General features: G+C 63.2%; 17 protein-coding genes. 16 read left to right on the plus strand and 1 reads right to left on the minus strand.

From position 1 onward, the window contains the following. The first annotated feature begins 49 nt into the window (after nucleotides 1-49). From ACWGS8_RS23750 to trmB, 8 genes are all read left to right on the plus strand, one after another. Nucleotides 50-1,042: a PhoH family protein gene (locus ACWGS8_RS23750; RefSeq protein WP_019863063.1), complete on the plus strand. Its 993-nt coding sequence runs from the start codon at nucleotides 50-52 to the stop codon at nucleotides 1,040-1,042. Between the two features lie 18 nt (nucleotides 1,043-1,060). Beyond that, a complete protein-coding gene (gene ybeY / locus ACWGS8_RS23755) occupies nucleotides 1,061-1,561 on the plus strand; it encodes an rRNA maturation RNase YbeY (RefSeq protein ID WP_454583196.1) in 501 nt (166 codons plus the stop codon). Nucleotides 1,562-1,588: 27 nt separating this feature from the next. Then, nucleotides 1,589-2,665 carry a hemolysin family protein gene (locus ACWGS8_RS23760; RefSeq protein ID WP_454583197.1) on the plus strand — a complete coding sequence of 359 codons (1,077 nt, stop codon included), beginning with the start codon at nucleotides 1,589-1,591 and terminating at the stop codon, nucleotides 2,663-2,665. Between the two features lie 16 nt (nucleotides 2,666-2,681). After that, on the plus strand, nucleotides 2,682-3,152 hold the full coding sequence (locus ACWGS8_RS23765; protein ID WP_454583198.1) for a VOC family protein: 471 nt from the start codon (nucleotides 2,682-2,684) through the stop codon (nucleotides 3,150-3,152). A 200-nt stretch (nucleotides 3,153-3,352) separates the two neighbouring features. Further along, nucleotides 3,353-4,945, plus strand: a complete 1,593-nt coding sequence (gene lnt, locus ACWGS8_RS23770; protein ID WP_454583199.1) for an apolipoprotein N-acyltransferase — start codon at nucleotides 3,353-3,355, stop codon at nucleotides 4,943-4,945. 138 nt (nucleotides 4,946-5,083) lie between these two features. Then, nucleotides 5,084-5,503, plus strand: coding sequence for a helix-turn-helix domain-containing protein (locus tag ACWGS8_RS23775; RefSeq protein ID WP_454583200.1), 420 nt, complete (start codon nucleotides 5,084-5,086; stop codon nucleotides 5,501-5,503). Between the two features lie 170 nt (nucleotides 5,504-5,673). Beyond that, the gene (metK, locus tag ACWGS8_RS23780) at nucleotides 5,674-6,939 is read left to right on the plus strand and encodes a methionine adenosyltransferase (protein WP_454583201.1); all 1,266 of its coding nucleotides are present in this window, start codon (nucleotides 5,674-5,676) and stop codon (nucleotides 6,937-6,939) included. Nucleotides 6,940-6,965: 26 nt separating this feature from the next. Then, nucleotides 6,966-7,667, plus strand: a complete 702-nt coding sequence (trmB, locus tag ACWGS8_RS23785) for a tRNA (guanine(46)-N(7))-methyltransferase TrmB (protein WP_454583202.1) — start codon at nucleotides 6,966-6,968, stop codon at nucleotides 7,665-7,667. Nucleotides 7,668-7,689: 22 nt separating this feature from the next. Here the strand turns inward: trmB and ACWGS8_RS23790 are convergent, their stop codons facing one another. Continuing rightward, nucleotides 7,690-7,854, minus strand: a complete 165-nt coding sequence (locus ACWGS8_RS23790) for a hypothetical protein (RefSeq protein ID WP_454583203.1) — start codon at nucleotides 7,852-7,854, stop codon at nucleotides 7,690-7,692. A 286-nt stretch (nucleotides 7,855-8,140) separates the two neighbouring features. On the opposite strand from ACWGS8_RS23790, the gene rimP reads away from it, so the two are divergent. The 8 genes from rimP to rpsO all read left to right on the plus strand — a co-directional run bounded on the left by rimP (nucleotide 8,141) and on the right by rpsO (nucleotide 16,881). Then, nucleotides 8,141-8,788, plus strand: a complete 648-nt coding sequence (rimP, locus tag ACWGS8_RS23795) for a ribosome maturation factor RimP (RefSeq protein WP_454583204.1) — start codon at nucleotides 8,141-8,143, stop codon at nucleotides 8,786-8,788. A gap of 48 nt (nucleotides 8,789-8,836) precedes the next feature. Continuing rightward, nucleotides 8,837-10,432, plus strand: a complete 1,596-nt coding sequence (nusA, locus tag ACWGS8_RS23800; RefSeq protein WP_010913320.1) for a transcription termination factor NusA — start codon at nucleotides 8,837-8,839, stop codon at nucleotides 10,430-10,432. 38 nt (nucleotides 10,433-10,470) lie between these two features. After that, nucleotides 10,471-11,121 carry an RNA-binding protein gene (locus ACWGS8_RS23805; protein ID WP_454583205.1) on the plus strand — a complete coding sequence of 217 codons (651 nt, stop codon included), beginning with the start codon at nucleotides 10,471-10,473 and terminating at the stop codon, nucleotides 11,119-11,121. Next, the gene (gene infB, locus ACWGS8_RS23810; protein ID WP_454583206.1) at nucleotides 11,118-13,700 is read left to right on the plus strand and encodes a translation initiation factor IF-2; all 2,583 of its coding nucleotides are present in this window, start codon (nucleotides 11,118-11,120) and stop codon (nucleotides 13,698-13,700) included. Before ACWGS8_RS23805 ends, infB begins: the two co-directional genes overlap by 4 nt. Before the next feature lie 126 nt (nucleotides 13,701-13,826). Then, nucleotides 13,827-14,312: a 30S ribosome-binding factor RbfA gene (rbfA, locus tag ACWGS8_RS23815; RefSeq protein WP_454583207.1), complete on the plus strand. Its 486-nt coding sequence runs from the start codon at nucleotides 13,827-13,829 to the stop codon at nucleotides 14,310-14,312. Continuing rightward, on the plus strand, nucleotides 14,312-15,289 hold the full coding sequence (gene truB / locus ACWGS8_RS23820; protein WP_454583208.1) for a tRNA pseudouridine(55) synthase TruB: 978 nt from the start codon (nucleotides 14,312-14,314) through the stop codon (nucleotides 15,287-15,289). Before rbfA ends, truB begins: the two co-directional genes overlap by 1 nt. Nucleotides 15,290-15,333: 44 nt before the next feature. Next, complete coding sequence (corA, locus tag ACWGS8_RS23825; RefSeq protein ID WP_454583209.1) at nucleotides 15,334-16,428, plus strand: magnesium/cobalt transporter CorA; 1,095 nt, start codon at nucleotides 15,334-15,336, stop codon at nucleotides 16,426-16,428. Nucleotides 16,429-16,506: 78 nt separating this feature from the next. Continuing rightward, nucleotides 16,507-16,881, plus strand: a complete 375-nt coding sequence (gene rpsO, locus ACWGS8_RS23830; RefSeq protein WP_269465810.1) for a 30S ribosomal protein S15 — start codon at nucleotides 16,507-16,509, stop codon at nucleotides 16,879-16,881.

Genomic DNA, 16,881 nt, shown 5'->3' on the forward strand with positions numbered 1-16,881 from the left:
AGCAGAGCTGAAGAACCTGCCCCCGGTACCGGCATCTGGGGCTTCTGACATGGCGCACATCGTTCTGACTTTCGACAACAACAAGCTTGCCAGCGCCCTTTACGGTCAGTTCGACGAAAACCTCGCCCGGCTCGAGCAGAAGCTCGGCGTCGACATCCGCTCGCGCGGCAACCAGTTGACCATAAAGGGGTCGGCTTCGGCCGCCGAACAGGCGCGCCGCGCCTTGGACAACCTCTACGGCATCCTGCAGAAGGGCGTCGATATCGGCCAGTCCGACGTCGATGGCGCCGTACGCATGGCGGTCGCCGCCGACGACCAGCTGACGCTCCCGACACTGGAGCGCAAGGGCAAGGTCTCCGCCGCCCAGATCGCCACCCGCAAGAAGACCATCTATGCCCGTTCGCTGAACCAGGACGCCTATATGCGGGCGCTGGAGCGGTCGGAGCTGGTGTTCGGCATCGGTCCGGCCGGCACCGGCAAGACCTATCTGGCGGTGGCGCATGCGGCGATGCTGCTCGAGCGCGGCATGGTCGAGCGCATCATCCTGTCGCGGCCGGCCGTCGAAGCCGGCGAGCGGCTGGGCTTCCTGCCCGGCGACATGAAGGAAAAGGTCGATCCCTATCTGCGGCCGCTCTATGACGCGCTCTACGACATGATGCCGGCCGACAAGGTCGAGCGCGCCATTGCCGCCGAAGTCATTGAAATCGCACCGCTCGCCTTCATGCGTGGCCGCACGCTGGCGCATGCCGCGGTCATCCTCGACGAGGCGCAGAACACCACGCCGATGCAGATGAAGATGTTCCTGACGCGTCTTGGCGAGAATTCGCGCATGATCGTCACCGGCGATCCGACGCAGATCGACCTTCCCCCGAGCACCAAATCGGGCCTGGTCGAAGCCTTGCGTGTCCTCGACGGCGTGGCAGGCGCGGTCACCGTGCGCTTCAACGATGTCGACGTCGTCCGCCATCCGCTGGTGGCGGAAATCGTCAGGGCCTATGACCGCGACGCCAAATTGGCGCGCGGCCTCGGCGCCGAGAATTGATCTTGACGATGCGGCTTCATGCCTGAGGACAATTTATCCGGCGACGGGGGCCTCCCCGTCGACATCGATATATCGGTCGAAGCGGGCGATTGGCCCGATGAGGCAAGCCTGACGCGGCTGGTCCTTCGCGCGGTTGGCGCTGCTTTCGCCGAGACCGGCGTGACGGGCCGTTCCGAACTCAGTGTCGTTTTTTCCGACGACGCCCATATCCGGACCCTCAATGCCGAATGGCGCGGCAAGGACAAACCCACCAACGTCTTGTCTTTCCCGGCTTTTCCGTTTGTACAAGGCGGTCCACTGCCGCCGATGCTGGGCGATATCGTGCTCGCCGCCGAGACGGTTTCCCGCGAGGCGGCACTGGAAGACAAGCCCGTGCAGAACCATATCACCCATCTCGTCATCCACGGCCTGCTGCATTTGCTGGGCCATGATCACGAGACCGACGCGGAGGCCGAGGAGATGGAGGCCATCGAACGCGCAGCGCTCGCAAGGCTTGCCATTCCCGATCCCTACGCGTAACTACATCTGACAATTGACCGGACGACGATGAACGACAAACCAGAGACTGCCGCCCCCCCCGACGCCGGCAGTGCGCCCAAGGCTTCCGATACGTCGGAAGAGGGATCAAGTCCGAGTACTGGTACCGGCAGCGCAGCCAGCGAGCCTTCGCCTGCCGGACCCTCCCTGTTCGATCGTGTTTTGGGCCTTTTCAGGCAACGCAACGGCACCAGCCTGCGCGAGGAAATCGCCGGCGCGCTGGCCGAGACTGCGAGCGATGCCGGCGCCTTCTCGCCTGGCGAACGCGCCATGCTCAACAACATCCTGCGCCTGCGCGAAGTGCGCGTCGAGGATGTCATGGTGCCGCGCGCCGATATCGAGGCGGTCGAGATCACCACGACGCTCGGCGACCTCCTGGGCACCTTCGAACAATCCGGCCATTCCCGCATGCCGGTCTATTCCGAGACGCTCGATGACCCGCGCGGCATGGTCCATATCCGCGACGTGCTGGCCCACATCACCAAGCTCGCGCGCGTCAAGAAGGGCCGCACGACCAGGAAGACGCCTGTCGCCACGCAGCTCGATCTTGCCCAGGTCGACCTCGCGCGCACCATTGGCGAGCTCAATCTGATCCGCCAGGTTCTGTTCGTGCCGCCCTCGATGCTTGCTTCCGACCTGATGGGCCGCATGCAGACGACGCGCACGCAGATGGCGCTGGTCATCGACGAGTATGGCGGCACCGATGGGCTTGTCTCGCTCGAGGACATTGTCGAAATGGTCGTCGGCGACATCGAGGACGAGCATGACGACGACGAGCCGATGATCACCCAGGCCGGCGACGGGGTCTTCATCGTCGACGGCAAGGCCGAGATCGACGAGGTCGCCAAGATGATCGGCGAGGATTTCGCCGCCGGCGAACATGGCGAATATGTCGACACGATCGGCGGCATGATCTTCAACACGCTCGGCCGCGTGCCGGCGCGGGGCGAGGTGGTGCAGGCCATCCCAGGCTTCGAGTTCCATGTCCTCGATGCCGATCCGCGCCGCGTCAAGCGCGTGCGCATCGTGCAAAGCCAGAAGGGCGAACGCCGCCGGCGCGCCACCGCGCGCACCGAACAGGCCTGAGTTTTCCGCTCGCCCGATGACGATCGACGACCCGTTCAAGCATTCAAGTCTGGGGTCCGGTGTCTTCTACAGGGATCCGCGCGCCGCGCTGGCGTGGCTCGAAGCGGCTTTCGGCTTTGAGCGCAGCATGCTGCTTAGCGACGCCGACGGCAACCTCGTCCACGCCGAAATGCGGTTCGGCGATTGCTATATCATCGTCGATTCCGAATGGAGCGACTATGTCGCGAGCCCGGCTTCGGTCTCGGGCAAGAACACGCAGTCGGTCTATGTCAGGCTGAAGGGTGGCCTGAATGCGCATTGCGAGCAGGCGCGGGCGGCCGGCGCCGATATTATCCAGGAGCCGACGGACCAGTTCTACGGCGAACGCCAGTATCGGGCCCGCGATCCCGAGGGCCATGTCTGGACCTTCACCCAGCCCATCCGTTGCGTTTCCCGCGAAGAGGCCGAGCGATTGAGCGGCCTGCGCATCGACGGCTGGCACCGGTAATGCATGTCGCCCAAAAGCGACCTCGGCTTGGGCGAACGACATGCATAAAAACAAAGACCTGAAGTGCGTCGCATGAATCCGCTTCAACGCGACGCGCTTAAGGACGCGATCGGATCGTTGCAGCCGACAGGCCGGCGTTTGGAGCCCGGGCCGCGGCCTGATAAATCTTGCGTCCTGATTCGCGCGACTCGGAAGTATGCATGGAGCGCCTGGCCGGCCGGATAATTCTGCTTTGGGGTTGGCGGCGTGCGCTCGTGGCCTTTCTTGCCGGAGCGCTGGCGGTGCTCGGACAGGCGCCCTACGATTTCTTCGCCGCCTGCTTCATCTCGTTTCCGCTGCTGGTCTGGCTGCTTGACGGCGCGACCGGCGAAGCTTCAGGCAGCCTTTTCAGACGCTTGCGGCCGGCCTTCGCCGTCGGCTGGTGGTTCGGCTTCGGCTATTTCCTCGCCGGTCTCTGGTGGATCGGCTCGGCCCTGCTGGTCGAGGCTGATGACTTTGCCTGGGCGCTTCCCTTCGCGGTGGTCGGCATTCCCTTCGCGCTCGCCTTTTTCTACGGCTTCGCGACGATGGTCGCCCGGCTTCTATGGAGCGGCGATATCGGCCGCATCGCGGCCCTTGCCTTCAGCTTCGGGCTGACGGAGTGGCTGCGCGGCTTTCTGTTCACCGGTTTTCCCTGGAATGCCATTGGCTACGCGGCAATGCCCGTGCCCCTCCTCATGCAGAGCGTGTCGGTGACCGGCATGATCGGCATGAACGTGCTTGCCGTGTTCCTCTTTTCATTGCCGGCGCTGCTGGCGGCGCGCCGGCATCTGCGCCTGGGCGCGGCATTGTTCGTGCTGCTTGCATCAGCCCATGTCGGTTTCGGCTACATCAGGCTTGCCGCTCCTGAAAAACCGGCCGAGCGCAGCCTCGATGTCCGCATTGTCCAACCGGCGGTCGACCTCAGTGAAAAATGGAATGCCTCGGTGCGCGACCGCATCTTCGCAACCTTGCTCGGCCTGTCCGCCAAGGCGCCGGACCCCGGCCACGGCAAGCCACAACTCATACTCTGGCCGGAAACCTCGGTGCCGTTCCTCTTCACCGAACGCCCCGACGCGCTGACGGCGCTGGGCGACATGCTGGCCGATGGCCAGATGCTGATCGCCGGCGTCGTTCGCGAGGAAGGCGGCTCGGCGGCCGGCACCGATAGCCGCTATTACAATTCCGTGGTGGCGATCAACGACAGGGGCGAAATCACTGACGCCGTCGACAAGGTCCATCTGGTGCCGTTTGGCGAGTACCTGCCTTTCGCCGACCTGCTCAACCGTTTCGGCATCGCGCAGCTTGTCGCCGGACCGGTGACGTTCGCCGCCGGCAACGAGCGCCACGCCATCACACTGCCGGGCGGCATCCGTGCCCTGCCTTTTGTCTGTTACGAGGTGATCTTTCCCGATCTTGTGGCAGTTGACGCAACGTCAGCGCAGCTTATTGTGAACGTTACCAATGATGCTTGGTTCGGGGACACACCGGGACCGTATCAGCATTTCAGGCAGGCCCAGGTTCGCGCGGTGGAGAATGGATTGCCCTTGCTGCGTGCTGCCAACAACGGCATCTCGGCCGTCGTCGATCCACATGGACGCATCGTCGATGCGTTGGCGATCGACGCGCGCGGCGCCATCGATGTGAAGGTGCCGATTGCCGGACAGACGGTCGTTTCCTCGGGCCAGCGACGCATTAACGGAATGCTGATCATGTTGCTGTTTGCGCTTGTAGGAGCGCTGTTGAACGTAAGGCAAAGGCTACGGGTGAATTGACAGTCGACACATTAGAAACTCATACTGTACCGCCTGAAAATTTCTCGAAGCCGGTGGATCGTTCTGTTGGGGCAGTCGCCCCCGGCTTTTTTTGGACGGGAAAAAATCACAAAGCCGAAAAAATTCGGCGAGGAAAAAATGACAGAAGAAAACAAGAAGAAACCCAATCCCATCGACATCCACGTTGGAAGCCGCGTCCGGCTTCGCCGCAACATGCTCGGAATGAGCCAGGAAAAGCTGGGCGAAAATCTCGGCATCACATTTCAACAGATCCAGAAATATGAAAAGGGCACCAACCGCGTCGGCGCCAGCCGGCTACAGGCGATAGCCTCGATACTCGGCGTGCCCGTCGCCTTCTTCTTTGAGGATGCGCCGGGCCAGGAAGTGGCGGCCGGCCGCGGCTTTTCCGAGGATGCGTCAATGGCTTTCGCCGTCGAGTTCTGTGGCAGTCCCGAAGGCCTTCAGCTCAACCGGGCCTTCGTTAAGATCGCCGACGTCAAGGTGCGCCGCAGGATCATCGACCTGGTGAAGTCGCTCGCAGCGGACGACCTGGACTGACCCTCGATACGCCTCGAACCGGCGGCATTCGCCGCCGGTGGCACAAGATATATCGACATCGACAGTCGTGCCAGAATGGCGGCAACGCTTGACGAGCGGCGCTTTGCCCCGCTAACACGTGGCGCGCCAAAATCGGCAGCCTGCCGATCGTTTTTCAAGAGGGGACACCCGTGACGCGGCAGAACTACTTCTTTACCTCGGAATCCGTTGCCGAGGGCCATCCCGACAAAGTCTGTGACCGGATCTCCGACGAGATAGTCGATCTGGTCTACCGTGAAGCCAAGAAAACCGGCATGGATCCATGGAAGGTCCGTGTTGCCTGTGAGACGCTCGCGACCACCAACCGCGTCGTCATCGCCGGCGAAGTGCGCGTCCCCGAGACGCTGCTGAAGAAGGACAAGGCCGGCAACATCCTCAAGGATGCCGCGGGCCACCCGGTCGTGAACCCGGCAAAATTCAAATCCGTCGCCCGCAAGGCGATCCGAGAGATCGGCTACGAGCAGGCCGGCTTCCACTGGAAGACGGCCAAGATCGAGGTTCTCCTGCATGGCCAGTCGCCAGACATCGGCCAGGGCGTCGACAACGCCGCCGACCGCCAGGGCGAGGAAGGTGCCGGCGATCAGGGCATCATGTTCGGCTATGCCTGCCGTGAGACGCCGGACCTGATGCCGGCGCCGATCTACTACAGCCACAAGATCCTCGAACTGCTGGCCGCCGCCCGTCACGAAAACAACGGCGAGGCCGGCAAGCTCGGCCCGGACGCCAAGAGCCAGGTCACCGTCCGCTACGTCGACGGCAAGGCAGCAGAGGCGACGCAGATCGTCCTGTCGACCCAGCATCTCGACGCGACCTGGGACTCCAAGAAGGTCCGCAAGGTCGTCGAACCCTATATCCGTGAGGCGCTTGGTGATCTCAAGATCGCCGAGGATTGCATGTGGTACATCAACCCGACCGGCAAGTTCGTCATTGGCGGCCCGGACGGTGACGCCGGCCTCACCGGCCGCAAGATCATCGTCGACACCTATGGCGGCGCGGCACCGCATGGCGGCGGCGCCTTCTCGGGCAAGGACACGACCAAGGTCGACCGTTCGGCAGCCTATGCGGCGCGCTATCTGGCCAAGAATGTCGTGGCCGCCAAGCTTGCCGACCGCTGCACCATCCAGCTCTCCTATGCCATCGGCGTCGCCCAGCCTCTGTCGGTCTATGTCGACCTGCACGGCACCGGCAAGGTCGACGAGGCAAAGCTCGAGGATGCGCTGCGCACGGTGATGGACCTGTCGCCGTCGGGCATCCGCCGTCATCTCGACCTCAACAAGCCGATCTACGCCAAGACGTCGTCTTATGGCCATTTCGGCCGCAAGGCCGGCCGTGACGGGTCTTTCTCTTGGGAAAAGACCGATCTCGCCAAAGCGCTCAAGGATGCTGTCGCGGCCTGAGCGCCACGACAGACCTGCGCCGCCAGATGAGCCCGCAAGACCGGCCAAGCCGTATGACCGAAGCCTTTTTCGGTCGTCGGCGCGGCAAGCCCGTCCGTCCGCAGCAGGCGGCGGCCCTGGAAAGCGGGCTTGACGCCTACCGGCTCGATCTGACGGCCCATGCGCCGTCGGATCTGCGCACTCTGTTCGAGACTGAAGTTTCGACCGTCCGGCTCGAGATCGGCTTTGGCGGGGGCGAGCATCTGCTGCACCGCGCCATCGAGGCGCCGACAACAGGCTTCATCGGTGTCGAGCCGTTCGTCAACGGCATGGCCAAGATGATGATGGCGGTGCGAGCAAGGCCGCTGACCAATTTGCGGGTCCATGACGACGACGCCACCCGGCTGCTCGACTGGCTGCCGCCGGCCTCGCTCGACGGCATCGATCTTCTCTATCCAGATCCGTGGCCGAAGAAAAAGCACTGGAAGCGGCGTTTCGTCAGCCCGGTCAATCTCGAGCGTTTCGTGCGGGTCCTGAAACCGGGCTCAAAATTCCGCTTCGCGTCCGATATCGATACCTATGTAAACTGGACCTTGCTGCATTGCCGGGCGCACGGCGCCTTCGCATGGCAGGCAGCCGAAGCTGCCGACTGGCACCGCCCCTATGAGGGCTGGCCGGGCACGCGTTACGAGGCGAAAGCCATTCGCGAGGGCCGGCGGCCTGCCTATCTGACCTTTGTCAGGAAGTAGGCGCGCGCGCCTCGCCAGATTTTTAGAAACGGCCGATTCTGTTGAAGATGGCCGGATCCATGCCGAGCTTGCGCAAATCGTCGGCACGCGGCTTGCGGCCGGCTTCCACGGCGCGCGACGCGGCAACCGCGCCGCCAAATGCGGTGAAGATGTCGCCCAAGGCGGAAAATAGTCTGCGATTGCTCATGGTCTTGCCCTTTCGCGCGCCACCGCGCGCTGCTTCTGTTCGTGTCGTGGCTAACAAATAAGAGCGCGCCGCCGGCTCTCACAGGGGGATTGGCGCATGGTGGCCATGCGCCTGGAGCAATGCTGATGCTGTCAGGGCTTTTGCCGAACCGGCACGGCGGGCTTGAAACACCGGCCATGTTCGTTTATATCAGCATCAAATTCTTGGTCGGTATGACGAAGAGTGGGTCCACCCGGTCCCGCTCTTTTTTATTACCTGCCGAAAGGTTCGAAACGACAGGTACTTGATGACTGCAACGGCAAGCGAAGGTGACGACCGCATCATCCGCGAAAGCGGCATCGATGCGCGCATTGCGCTGATCGTCCAGCCGGTGCTGCGCGGCATCGGCTTTCGCCTCGTGCGGGTGCATCTGTCCGGCCAGAACGGGCTGACGCTGCAGATCATGGCCGAACGCGAGGACGGCACCATGACCGTCGAGGATTGCGAAGAGGTCAGCCGCGCTGTGTCGCCGGCGCTCGATGTCGATGATCCGATCGAAAAGGCCTATCATCTCGAAGTGTCTTCGCCCGGCATCGACCGGCCGTTGGTGCGCAAATCGGATTTCGTGACCTGGACCGGTCATCTGGTGAAGATGGAAACATCGGTCATCGTCGCCGACCGCAAGCGCTTCAAGGGCAAGATCGCCGAGGCGGGTGAGAACGACGTGCTGATCGAGCGCGACAAGGCGGCCTATGGCGAGGAACCGACGGTGCGTGTGCCTTACGACGCCATTGCCGAAACCCGGCTGATCCTGACCGACGACCTCATCCGCGATGCGTTGTCGAAGGACAACAGGGCGCGCAAGGAAGCCAAGAAACGCCGCGGCGAACCGGATGACGACGTGCCCGAGGGTGCGGAAGCGAACGCCACGGAAGAACACGAACAGCAAAGTTGATTGAGCTGCCGGGTCCAAAGGTCCGGCTAACAGGCTCGGGAGAAAAACATGGTTGTAAGCGCCAACAGACTTGAACTGCTGCAGATTGCCGACGCGGTCGCACGTGAAAAGTCGATCGACAAGTCGATCGTCATCGCCGCCATGGCCGATGCGATCCAGAAGGCGGCGCGTTCGCGTTACGGCCAGGAGACCAACATCCGCGCCGACATCAACCCGAACACCGGTGAGATGAAGCTGCAGCGGCTGATGGAAGTGGTCGAAAAAGTCGACGACTATGCCACCCAGATCGCCATTTCCTCGGCCCGCGAGCGCAATCCCGACGCCCAGCTTGGCGACTTCATCGCCGAACAGCTGCCGCCGATGGATTTCGGCCGCATCGCCGCCCAGTCGGCCAAGCAGGTCATCGTGCAGAAAGTGCGCGAGGCCGAGCGCGACCGCCAGTATGACGAATACAAGGACCGCATCGGCGAGATCGTCAACGGCACCGTCAAGCGTGTCGAATACGGCAATGTCATCGTCGATCTCGGCCGTGGCGAGGCGATCATCCGCCGCGACGAGCTGATTCCGCGCGAGAACTACAAGTATGGCGACCGCGTCCGCGCCTATGTCTATGACGTGCGCCGCGAGCAGCGCGGCCCGCAGATCTTCCTGTCGCGCACGCATCCGCAGTTCATGGCCAAGCTGTTCACCATGGAAGTGCCGGAAATCTATGACGGCATCATCGAGATCAAGTCGGTCGCCCGCGACCCGGGCTCGCGCGCCAAGATCGCCGTCATCTCGCGTGATAGTTCGATCGATCCGGTCGGCGCCTGCGTCGGTATGCGCGGCAGCCGCGTCCAGGCCGTCGTCGGCGAATTGCAGGGCGAGAAGATCGACATCATTCCGTGGTCGCCTTCGGCCGCCTCCTTCATCGTCAATGCGCTGCAGCCGGCGGAAGTCGCCAAGGTCGTGCTCGACGAGGACGCCGAGCGCATCGAAGTGGTGGTTCCAGACGATCAGCTGTCGCTGGCCATCGGCCGCCGCGGCCAGAACGTACGTCTCGCCTCGCAGCTCACCGGCTGGGATATCGACATCCTGACCGAGGCCGAGGAATCCGAGCGCCGCCAGAAGGAATTCGTCGAGCGTTCGGCGCTGTTCATGGAAGCCCTCGATGTCGACGAGATGGTCGGCCAGGTGCTGGCCTCTGAGGGCTTCACCAGCGTCGAGGAAGTCGCCTATGTCGACGCCGGCGAAATCGCCTCGATCGACGGCTTTGACGACGATACCGCTTCCGAAATCCAGACCCGCGCCCGCGAGTACCTCGAAAAGATCGAGGCCGAGCATGACGAGAAGCGCAAGGCGCTGGGCGTCAAGGACGAGCTGCGCGAAATCCCCGGCATCACCACCGCCATGATGGTGACGCTCGGCGAGGACGGTGTGAAGACGATCGAGGATTTCGCCGGCTATGCCGCCGACGACCTGACCGGCTGGAAGGAACGCAAGGACGGTGAGACCAAGGTCTATCCGGGCGTGCTGGCCAATCACGGTGTTTCGCGCGCCGACGCCGAACAGATGGTGCTCAATGCCCGTCTCAAGGCCGGCTGGATTTCCGAGGACGAGCTTGCGGCCGAAGAAGCATCGGCTGACGAAGCCGTTGGTGCGTGAGGTGAAACCGCATCGCACACAACCCGCCCTTGGACGAGATGAACGATCGCACCTGCATCGTTACCCGCAAGCAGGCCGAACCGAATGAACTGATCCGGTTCGTCGTCGGCCCGGATTCGGCCGTCGTTCCCGATCTCAAGAGAAATCTGCCTGGCCGCGGTTGCTGGGTGAGCGCCGACCGCCTACATATCGACAAGGCGGCGGCCAAGAACCTTTTTGCGCGCGCCTTCAAGGCACAGGTGGTCGTGCCGCCGGATCTTGGCGGCATGGTCGATGGGTTGCTTTCCAGATCCGCTCTGGGCATGTTGGGTCTCGCTCGCAAGGCAGGCGCAATTTCTCTTGGTGCCACCAAGGTTGAGAGTGCCGTGCGCGGTGGGCTTGCGCTTTTCGTGCTCCACGCGACCGAAGCGTCGGATGATGGCGTACGCAAGATCAGCCAGGCGCGGCGGGCGACCGTCCATATTGGCGGCCCTTCCATCCTTGCCTACAAACTTTTCTCCGAGGCCGAGTTGAGCTTGGCATTGGGGGGTACAAATGTGATACATGCTGCCGTCCTCGCGGGAGACGCGGGTAGGGCGGTCCAGAAGCGCATGGTTGCGCTCGACCGGTATCGGGGCGGTACCCCGGACGATCTGGCAATGCTTGCGGCCGTTGCTGACGAAGATGAGGCCGCAGAGGATATGGAATGAGCGATACGAAATCGGGCGACGACAAGACGTTGAGTGTTACACCGAAGAAGACCTTGACGCTGAAGCGCCCCGGCATGGAACAGGGCACCGTGCGCCAGAACTTCTCGCATGGCCGTACCAAGTCGGTCGTGGTCGAGACCAAGAAGCGCAAATTCTCCCTGCCCGGCGACAAGCCGGAGCCGGTGGCCGCTGCCCCTGTGCCCGTCTTCACGCCGAAACCGCCGGTGGCCGCGGCCCCTGTCGTGCAGGAAGCGCCGAAGGCCGCGCCTCCACCTCCCCCGCGGGCTCCGGTCGAGCGCAGCGGCATGGTGTTGAACGAACTGTCGCGCAGCGAAATGGAAGCCCGCCGCAGGGCGCTGGAAGGATCCAAGGTCCGTGAGGTCGAAGACCGTCAGCGCGCCGCCGAGGAAGCCAAGCGCCGGGCCGAGGACGAAGAGCGCCGCAAGCGTGAGCGCGAGGAATCCGCGCGCCGCCAGGCCGAGGAAGAGGCGCGTCTGCAGGCCGAGGCCGAATCGCGCCGCCGCGCCGAGGAAGAGGCCCGCCGCCGCGCGCCGCTGGCCGCGGAGCTGGCAACGGCGGACGAAGAAGAAGAGGTCAAGCCGAAGCGGGTTGGCGCCGGCGCGCCTGTGCGTCGCCTGGTCACGCCCGAAGTGGCACGTCCGGCCAAGCCGACCAAGGGTGAGGAAGATCGTCGCCGTGGCAAGCTGACGCTGAATTCCGCTCTTTCCGACGAGGATGCGCGGGCCCGTTCGCTGTCGTCGATGCGTCGCCGCCAGGAGAAGTTCAAGCGCGCGATGCACAATGAGCCGCGCGAGAAAGTCATGCGCGAAGTGATCCTGCCCGAGACCATCACCATCCAGGAACTGGCGCAGCGCATGTCCGAACGTGCGGTCGATGTGGTCAAGTTCTTCATGAAGCAGGGCCAGATCCTGAAGCCGGGCGACGTCATCGACGCCGACACGGCCGAGCTGGTCGCCACCGAATTCGGCCACACGGTCCGCCGCGTTGCCGAGTCCGACATCGAGGAAGGCCTGTTCGACATCGCCGACAATGCCGAGGACCTGGTGCCGCGTCCGCCGGTCGTGACCATCATGGGCCACGTCGACCACGGCAAGACCTCGCTGCTCGATGCCATCCGCAATGCCAATGTCGTCTCTGGCGAGGCCGGCGGCATCACCCAGCATATCGGTGCCTATCAGGTCGAGAAGAACGGTCAGAAGATCACCTTTATCGACACGCCCGGCCACGCCGCCTTCACGGCGATGCGTGCCCGCGGCGCCCAAGCCACCGACATCGCCATCCTGGTGGTGGCGGCCGACGACAGCGTCATGCCGCAGACGATCGAATCGATCAGCCACGCCAAGGCGGCCGGCGTTCCGATTATCGTGGCCATCAACAAGATCGACAAGCACGACGCCGATCCGCAGAAGGTCCGCTCCGAACTGCTGCGCCATGAGGTCTTCGTCGAATCGATGGGCGGTGAAGTACTTGACGTCGAAGTGTCGGCGACCAAGGGCATCAATCTCGACAAGCTGCTTGAGGCGATCCTGCTGCAGGCCGAAATCCTCGACCTGAAGGCCAATCCGGACCGGACCGCCGAGGGTGTCGTCATCGAAGCGCAGCTCGACAAGGGCCGTGGCCCGGTGGCCACCGTGCTGGTGCAGACCGGCACCTTGATGCCGGGCGACATCCTCGTCGCCGGCAACGAATGGGGCCGCGTGCGCGCGCTGGTCAATGATCGCGGCGAGCAGATCAAGGAAGCGCCGCCGGCGATGCCGGTCGAGGTGCTCGGCCTTCAGGGAACCCCGCTGGCTGGCGACCGCTTCGCGGTGGTCAACAACGAGGCCCGCGCCCGCGAGATCACCGAATATCGCCAGCGTCTGGCGCGTGAGAAGGCGGTGGCCAAGCATGCCGGCCAGCGCGGCTCGCTCGAACAGATGATGTCGCAGTTGCAGACGAGCGGGCTGAAGGAATTCCCGCTGGTCATCAAGGGCGACGTGCAGGGTTCGATCGAGGCAATCAACGCGGCACTCGACAAGCTTGGCACCGACGAGGTGCGTGCGCGCATCGTACATGCCGGCGCCGGCGCCATCACCGAAAGCGACGTCTCGCTGGCGGAAACGTCTGGTGCGGCGATCATCGGCTTCAACGTCCGTGCGAACGCACAGGCACGTGCCGCCGCTGCGGCCGCGGGCATCGAAATCCGCTACTACTCGATCATTTACAACCTCGTGGATGATGTGAAGGCGGCTTTGTCGGGCCTGCTGTCGCCGGAGCGTCGCGAGACCTTCATCGGCAATGCCGAGATCCTCGAGATCTTCGACATCACCAAGGTCGGCAAGATCGCCGGCTGCCGTGTCACCGAAGGCAAGGTCGAGCGTGGCGCGGGCGTGCGCCTGATCCGCGACAACGTCGTCATCCACGAAGGCACGCTGAAGACGCTGAAGCGCTTCAAGGACGAGGTTTCGGAAGTCCCCGGCGGCCAGGAGTGCGGCATGGCCTTCCAGAACTACGAGGACATGCGCGTCGGCGACATCATCGAATGCTTCCGCGTCGAGATGGTGACCCGGACACTCTGAGTTCGCGTGACTTGTCGGTACCGGGCGGTGGTCGAAAGACCGCCGCCCAAAGCCTGTTGAGAATGACCCATTTGAGACATGTGGCACGGTCCTATCCCGCGCCCCACGCTTTCAGGATTGAGAAAAATGCCCCGTTCCACCACATCCGGCCCATCCCAGCGCATGCTGCGCGTTGGCGAACAGGTGCGCCACGCGCTCTCCGAAACCTTGCAGCGCCGCGAGATCCTCGACCCGTTGATTGAGAATTCGGTCGTTTCCGTCTCGGAAGTGCGCATGTCGCCCGATCTCAAGATCGCCACGGCCTTTGTTTCTCCGCTCGGCGCCAAGGATGCAGACGCCGTGATCGAAGCGCTCAACAAGCATGCGAAATTCGTTCGAGGCCGCGTCTCCGGCGCGCTGCGGCAAATGAAGTACATGCCGGAATTCCGCTTCCGGCTCGACACCTCTTTCGACAATTTCGCCAGGATCAACGATCTGCTGAAGTCGCCCGAAGTGGCCCGCGATCTTGGTTCCGACGATCACAGTGAAGACGACGACAAGGCCAAATACGACAAGGCCAGAGACGACAAGGCCAGAGACGACAAGGCCAGAGACGACAAGGACAGCGAATAATGGGGCGCCGCGGCAAGAAGAAGGGCCGGCCGGTCTCCGGCTGGGTGGTGCTGGACAAGCCGGTCGGCATGGGCTCGACCGAGGCCGTGTCCAAGATCAAATGGCTGTTCCAGGCGGAAAAGGCCGGCCATGCCGGCACGCTCGATCCGCTGGCTTCCGGCATGCTGCCGATCGCGCTCGGCGAAGCCACCAAGACCGTTCCCTATGTGCAGGACGGTGCCAAGATCTACCGCTTCACCGTCACCTGGGGGCAGGAGCGCTCGACCGACGATCTTGAAGGGCCGGTGACGAAGAGCTCAGACCTCCGTCCGGCGGAAGCCGAGGTCAAGGCGCTGCTGCCGAAATACACCGGCGTCATCATGCAGACGCCGCCCCAATTCTCGGCCATCAAGATCGCGGGCGAACGCGCCTACGACCTCGCCCGCGAAGGCGAGACGGTCGACATCCCCGCGCGAGAGATCGAAATCGGCCGCCTCGACATCGTCGAGCACCACGCCGACCACACCGTTTTCGAGGTCGAATGCGGCAAGGGCACCTATGTGCGCTCGCTGGCCCGTGACATGGGCCGCGACCTCGGCTGCTTCGGCCATATCAGCGATTTGCGCCGGGTCGAGGTCGAGCCGTTCACATCGGAGGATTTCGTCACCATCGCAGAGCTGGAAGCGGCCCGTTTCGGTGCGCAAGGCGAGGACAAGCCGGAGCCTGCCGACGACGCCGATGCGATTGACGTGCCGGTGGACTTTGGCGCGATCGACGCGCTTCTGGTCGACACCTCAGCGGCCCTCGACTGCCTGCCGCAGATCGCCATCAGCGACGATGCGGCGACCAAGATCCGCCTCGGCAATCCGGTCATCATTCGCGGCCGCGACGCGCCCGTCGAGGCGGAGGAAGCCTGTGCCACGGCCCGTGGCAAGCTGGTTGCCATCGGCGCGATCGAACAAGGCATGTTCAAGCCCAAGCGGGTCTTTGCCGGGTGACGGCTCTCGTCTAACTTCACGTCGATTCTACGATCGAGGGGCAGATGGCAAAGGCCGATGCGGTGAAGAAGCGAGCGCCGGTGAAGACGCGGCGGCCGCCGGTTGGCGCCTCGCCGGGCACGCTGATCGCCGATCCGGCGGCGCGGCGCAGCGAGCTTAGGCTGACGCTGATTTCGCCCGAAAAATTCAAGACCATCGACAATGCCAGCATCGATGATCTCAATGTCCATTGCGAACGCTGGCCGGTCGTCTGGCTGGACTGCACCGGGCTCGCCAACATCCCGCTGATCGAGGAGATCGGCCGGATCTTCAACCTGCATCCGCTGGCCCTGGAGGATGTCGTCAACACTGGCCAGCGGCCGAAGGTCGATTTCTTCGAGGACCACGCCTTCGTCGTCGTGCGCATGATCGACGATGTCACATCCCATCGCTACGAGCAGATCGCCGTGTTCTTCGGCAAGAATTTCGTCGTCACTTTCCAGGAACGCGAGGGCGATCCGTTCGATCCGGTACGCAAGCGTATCGGGAGTTCGGCGCCCAACCGCCTGCGCACACGCGGCGCCGACTATCTGGCCTACGCGCTGATCGACGCCATCGTCGACAGCTATTTCCCGCCGATCGAGGCGGCCGGCGACCTGGTCGACGGTATCGAGGACGAGATGCTGCATTCAACGCACAAGCATCAGATGCGGCAACTGCACGAATTGCGGCGCGACGCCAATGTACTGAAAGGCGTGCTGTGGCCGATGCGTGATGCGCTGGCGACGCTGATCCGCAACGACGTGCCCTATGTCAAAGCCGAGACCAAGGTTTTTCTCAATGACACGCTCGACCATTCGCTCAGGCTGATCGAACTGGTCGAGACCCAGCGCGACATGCTGACCGGGCTGATCGAGATGCATCTGTCGCTGAGCCAGGCGCGCACCAACGACGTCATCTCCTATCTCACCATCGTCTCTGTCATCTTCATGCCGCTCACCTTTCTGGTCGGCGTCTGGGGCATGAATTTCAGTCCGGATGCCTCGCCATGGAACATGCCGGAGCTGCGGTCCTACTATGGTTATCCGGCGGCGCTCGTCTTCATGCTGCTTGTCGCGGTCGGCCTGATTGCCTTCTTCAAATGGAAAAAATGGCTTTGATGGCGATAAAACTCGGCATTTGGGGCTGAAAAGCCGGCTTGGTGAATTGGGCTGGTGTTTTGCCGGGAATTGCACTATATGCGCCGCAGCATAGCGCCACGACGCTTTGCCTGCACCGGCCCCTGCTGGACGACATCCCGGCTGAGGGCGACCCGTTTCCTCAAACAGATAAGGAAAAACACGATGTCGATTACTGCCGAGCGCAAGAAGGAATTGATGGGTGAATTCGCGACCGCCAAGGGCGATACCGGGTCTCCGGAAGTCCAGGTGGCCATCCTTTCCGAGCGCATCAAGAACCTGACCGACCACTTCAAGGACCACAAGAAGGATAACCATTCCCGCCGTGGTCTGCTCGCTCTCGTGTCCCAGCGCCGCAGCCTGCTTGATTACCTCAAGCGCAAGGACGACGCGCGCTATCAGACACTGATCGAGAAGCTCGGTCTGCGCCGTTGA

This window comes from Mesorhizobium sp. 43Arga (assembly GCF_053714255.1).

Bases quoted from the DNA above. Each gene is read 5' to 3' on its own strand.
- ACWGS8_RS23750 (WP_019863063.1), top strand. From the start codon at position 50: ATGGCGCACATCGTTCTGACTTTCGACAACAACAAGCTTGCCAGCGCC.
- ybeY (WP_454583196.1), top strand. From the start codon at position 1,061: ATGCCTGAGGACAATTTATCCGGCGACGGGGGCCTCCCCGTCGACATC.
- ACWGS8_RS23760 (WP_454583197.1), top strand. From the start codon at position 1,589: ATGAACGACAAACCAGAGACTGCCGCCCCCCCCGACGCCGGCAGTGCG.
- ACWGS8_RS23765 (WP_454583198.1), top strand. From the start codon at position 2,682: ATGACGATCGACGACCCGTTCAAGCATTCAAGTCTGGGGTCCGGTGTC.
- lnt (WP_454583199.1), top strand. From the start codon at position 3,353: ATGGAGCGCCTGGCCGGCCGGATAATTCTGCTTTGGGGTTGGCGGCGT.
- ACWGS8_RS23775 (WP_454583200.1), top strand. From the start codon at position 5,084: ATGACAGAAGAAAACAAGAAGAAACCCAATCCCATCGACATCCACGTT.
- trmB (WP_454583202.1), top strand. From the start codon at position 6,966: ATGAGCCCGCAAGACCGGCCAAGCCGTATGACCGAAGCCTTTTTCGGT.
- ACWGS8_RS23790 (WP_454583203.1), bottom strand. From the start codon at position 7,854: ATGAGCAATCGCAGACTATTTTCCGCCTTGGGCGACATCTTCACCGCA.
- rimP (WP_454583204.1), top strand. From the start codon at position 8,141: ATGACTGCAACGGCAAGCGAAGGTGACGACCGCATCATCCGCGAAAGC.
- nusA (WP_010913320.1), top strand. From the start codon at position 8,837: ATGGTTGTAAGCGCCAACAGACTTGAACTGCTGCAGATTGCCGACGCG.
- ACWGS8_RS23805 (WP_454583205.1), top strand. From the start codon at position 10,471: ATGAACGATCGCACCTGCATCGTTACCCGCAAGCAGGCCGAACCGAAT.
- infB (WP_454583206.1), top strand. From the start codon at position 11,118: ATGAGCGATACGAAATCGGGCGACGACAAGACGTTGAGTGTTACACCG.
- rbfA (WP_454583207.1), top strand. From the start codon at position 13,827: ATGCCCCGTTCCACCACATCCGGCCCATCCCAGCGCATGCTGCGCGTT.
- truB (WP_454583208.1), top strand. From the start codon at position 14,312: ATGGGGCGCCGCGGCAAGAAGAAGGGCCGGCCGGTCTCCGGCTGGGTG.
- corA (WP_454583209.1), top strand. From the start codon at position 15,334: ATGGCAAAGGCCGATGCGGTGAAGAAGCGAGCGCCGGTGAAGACGCGG.
- rpsO (WP_269465810.1), top strand. From the start codon at position 16,507: ATGCGCCGCAGCATAGCGCCACGACGCTTTGCCTGCACCGGCCCCTGC.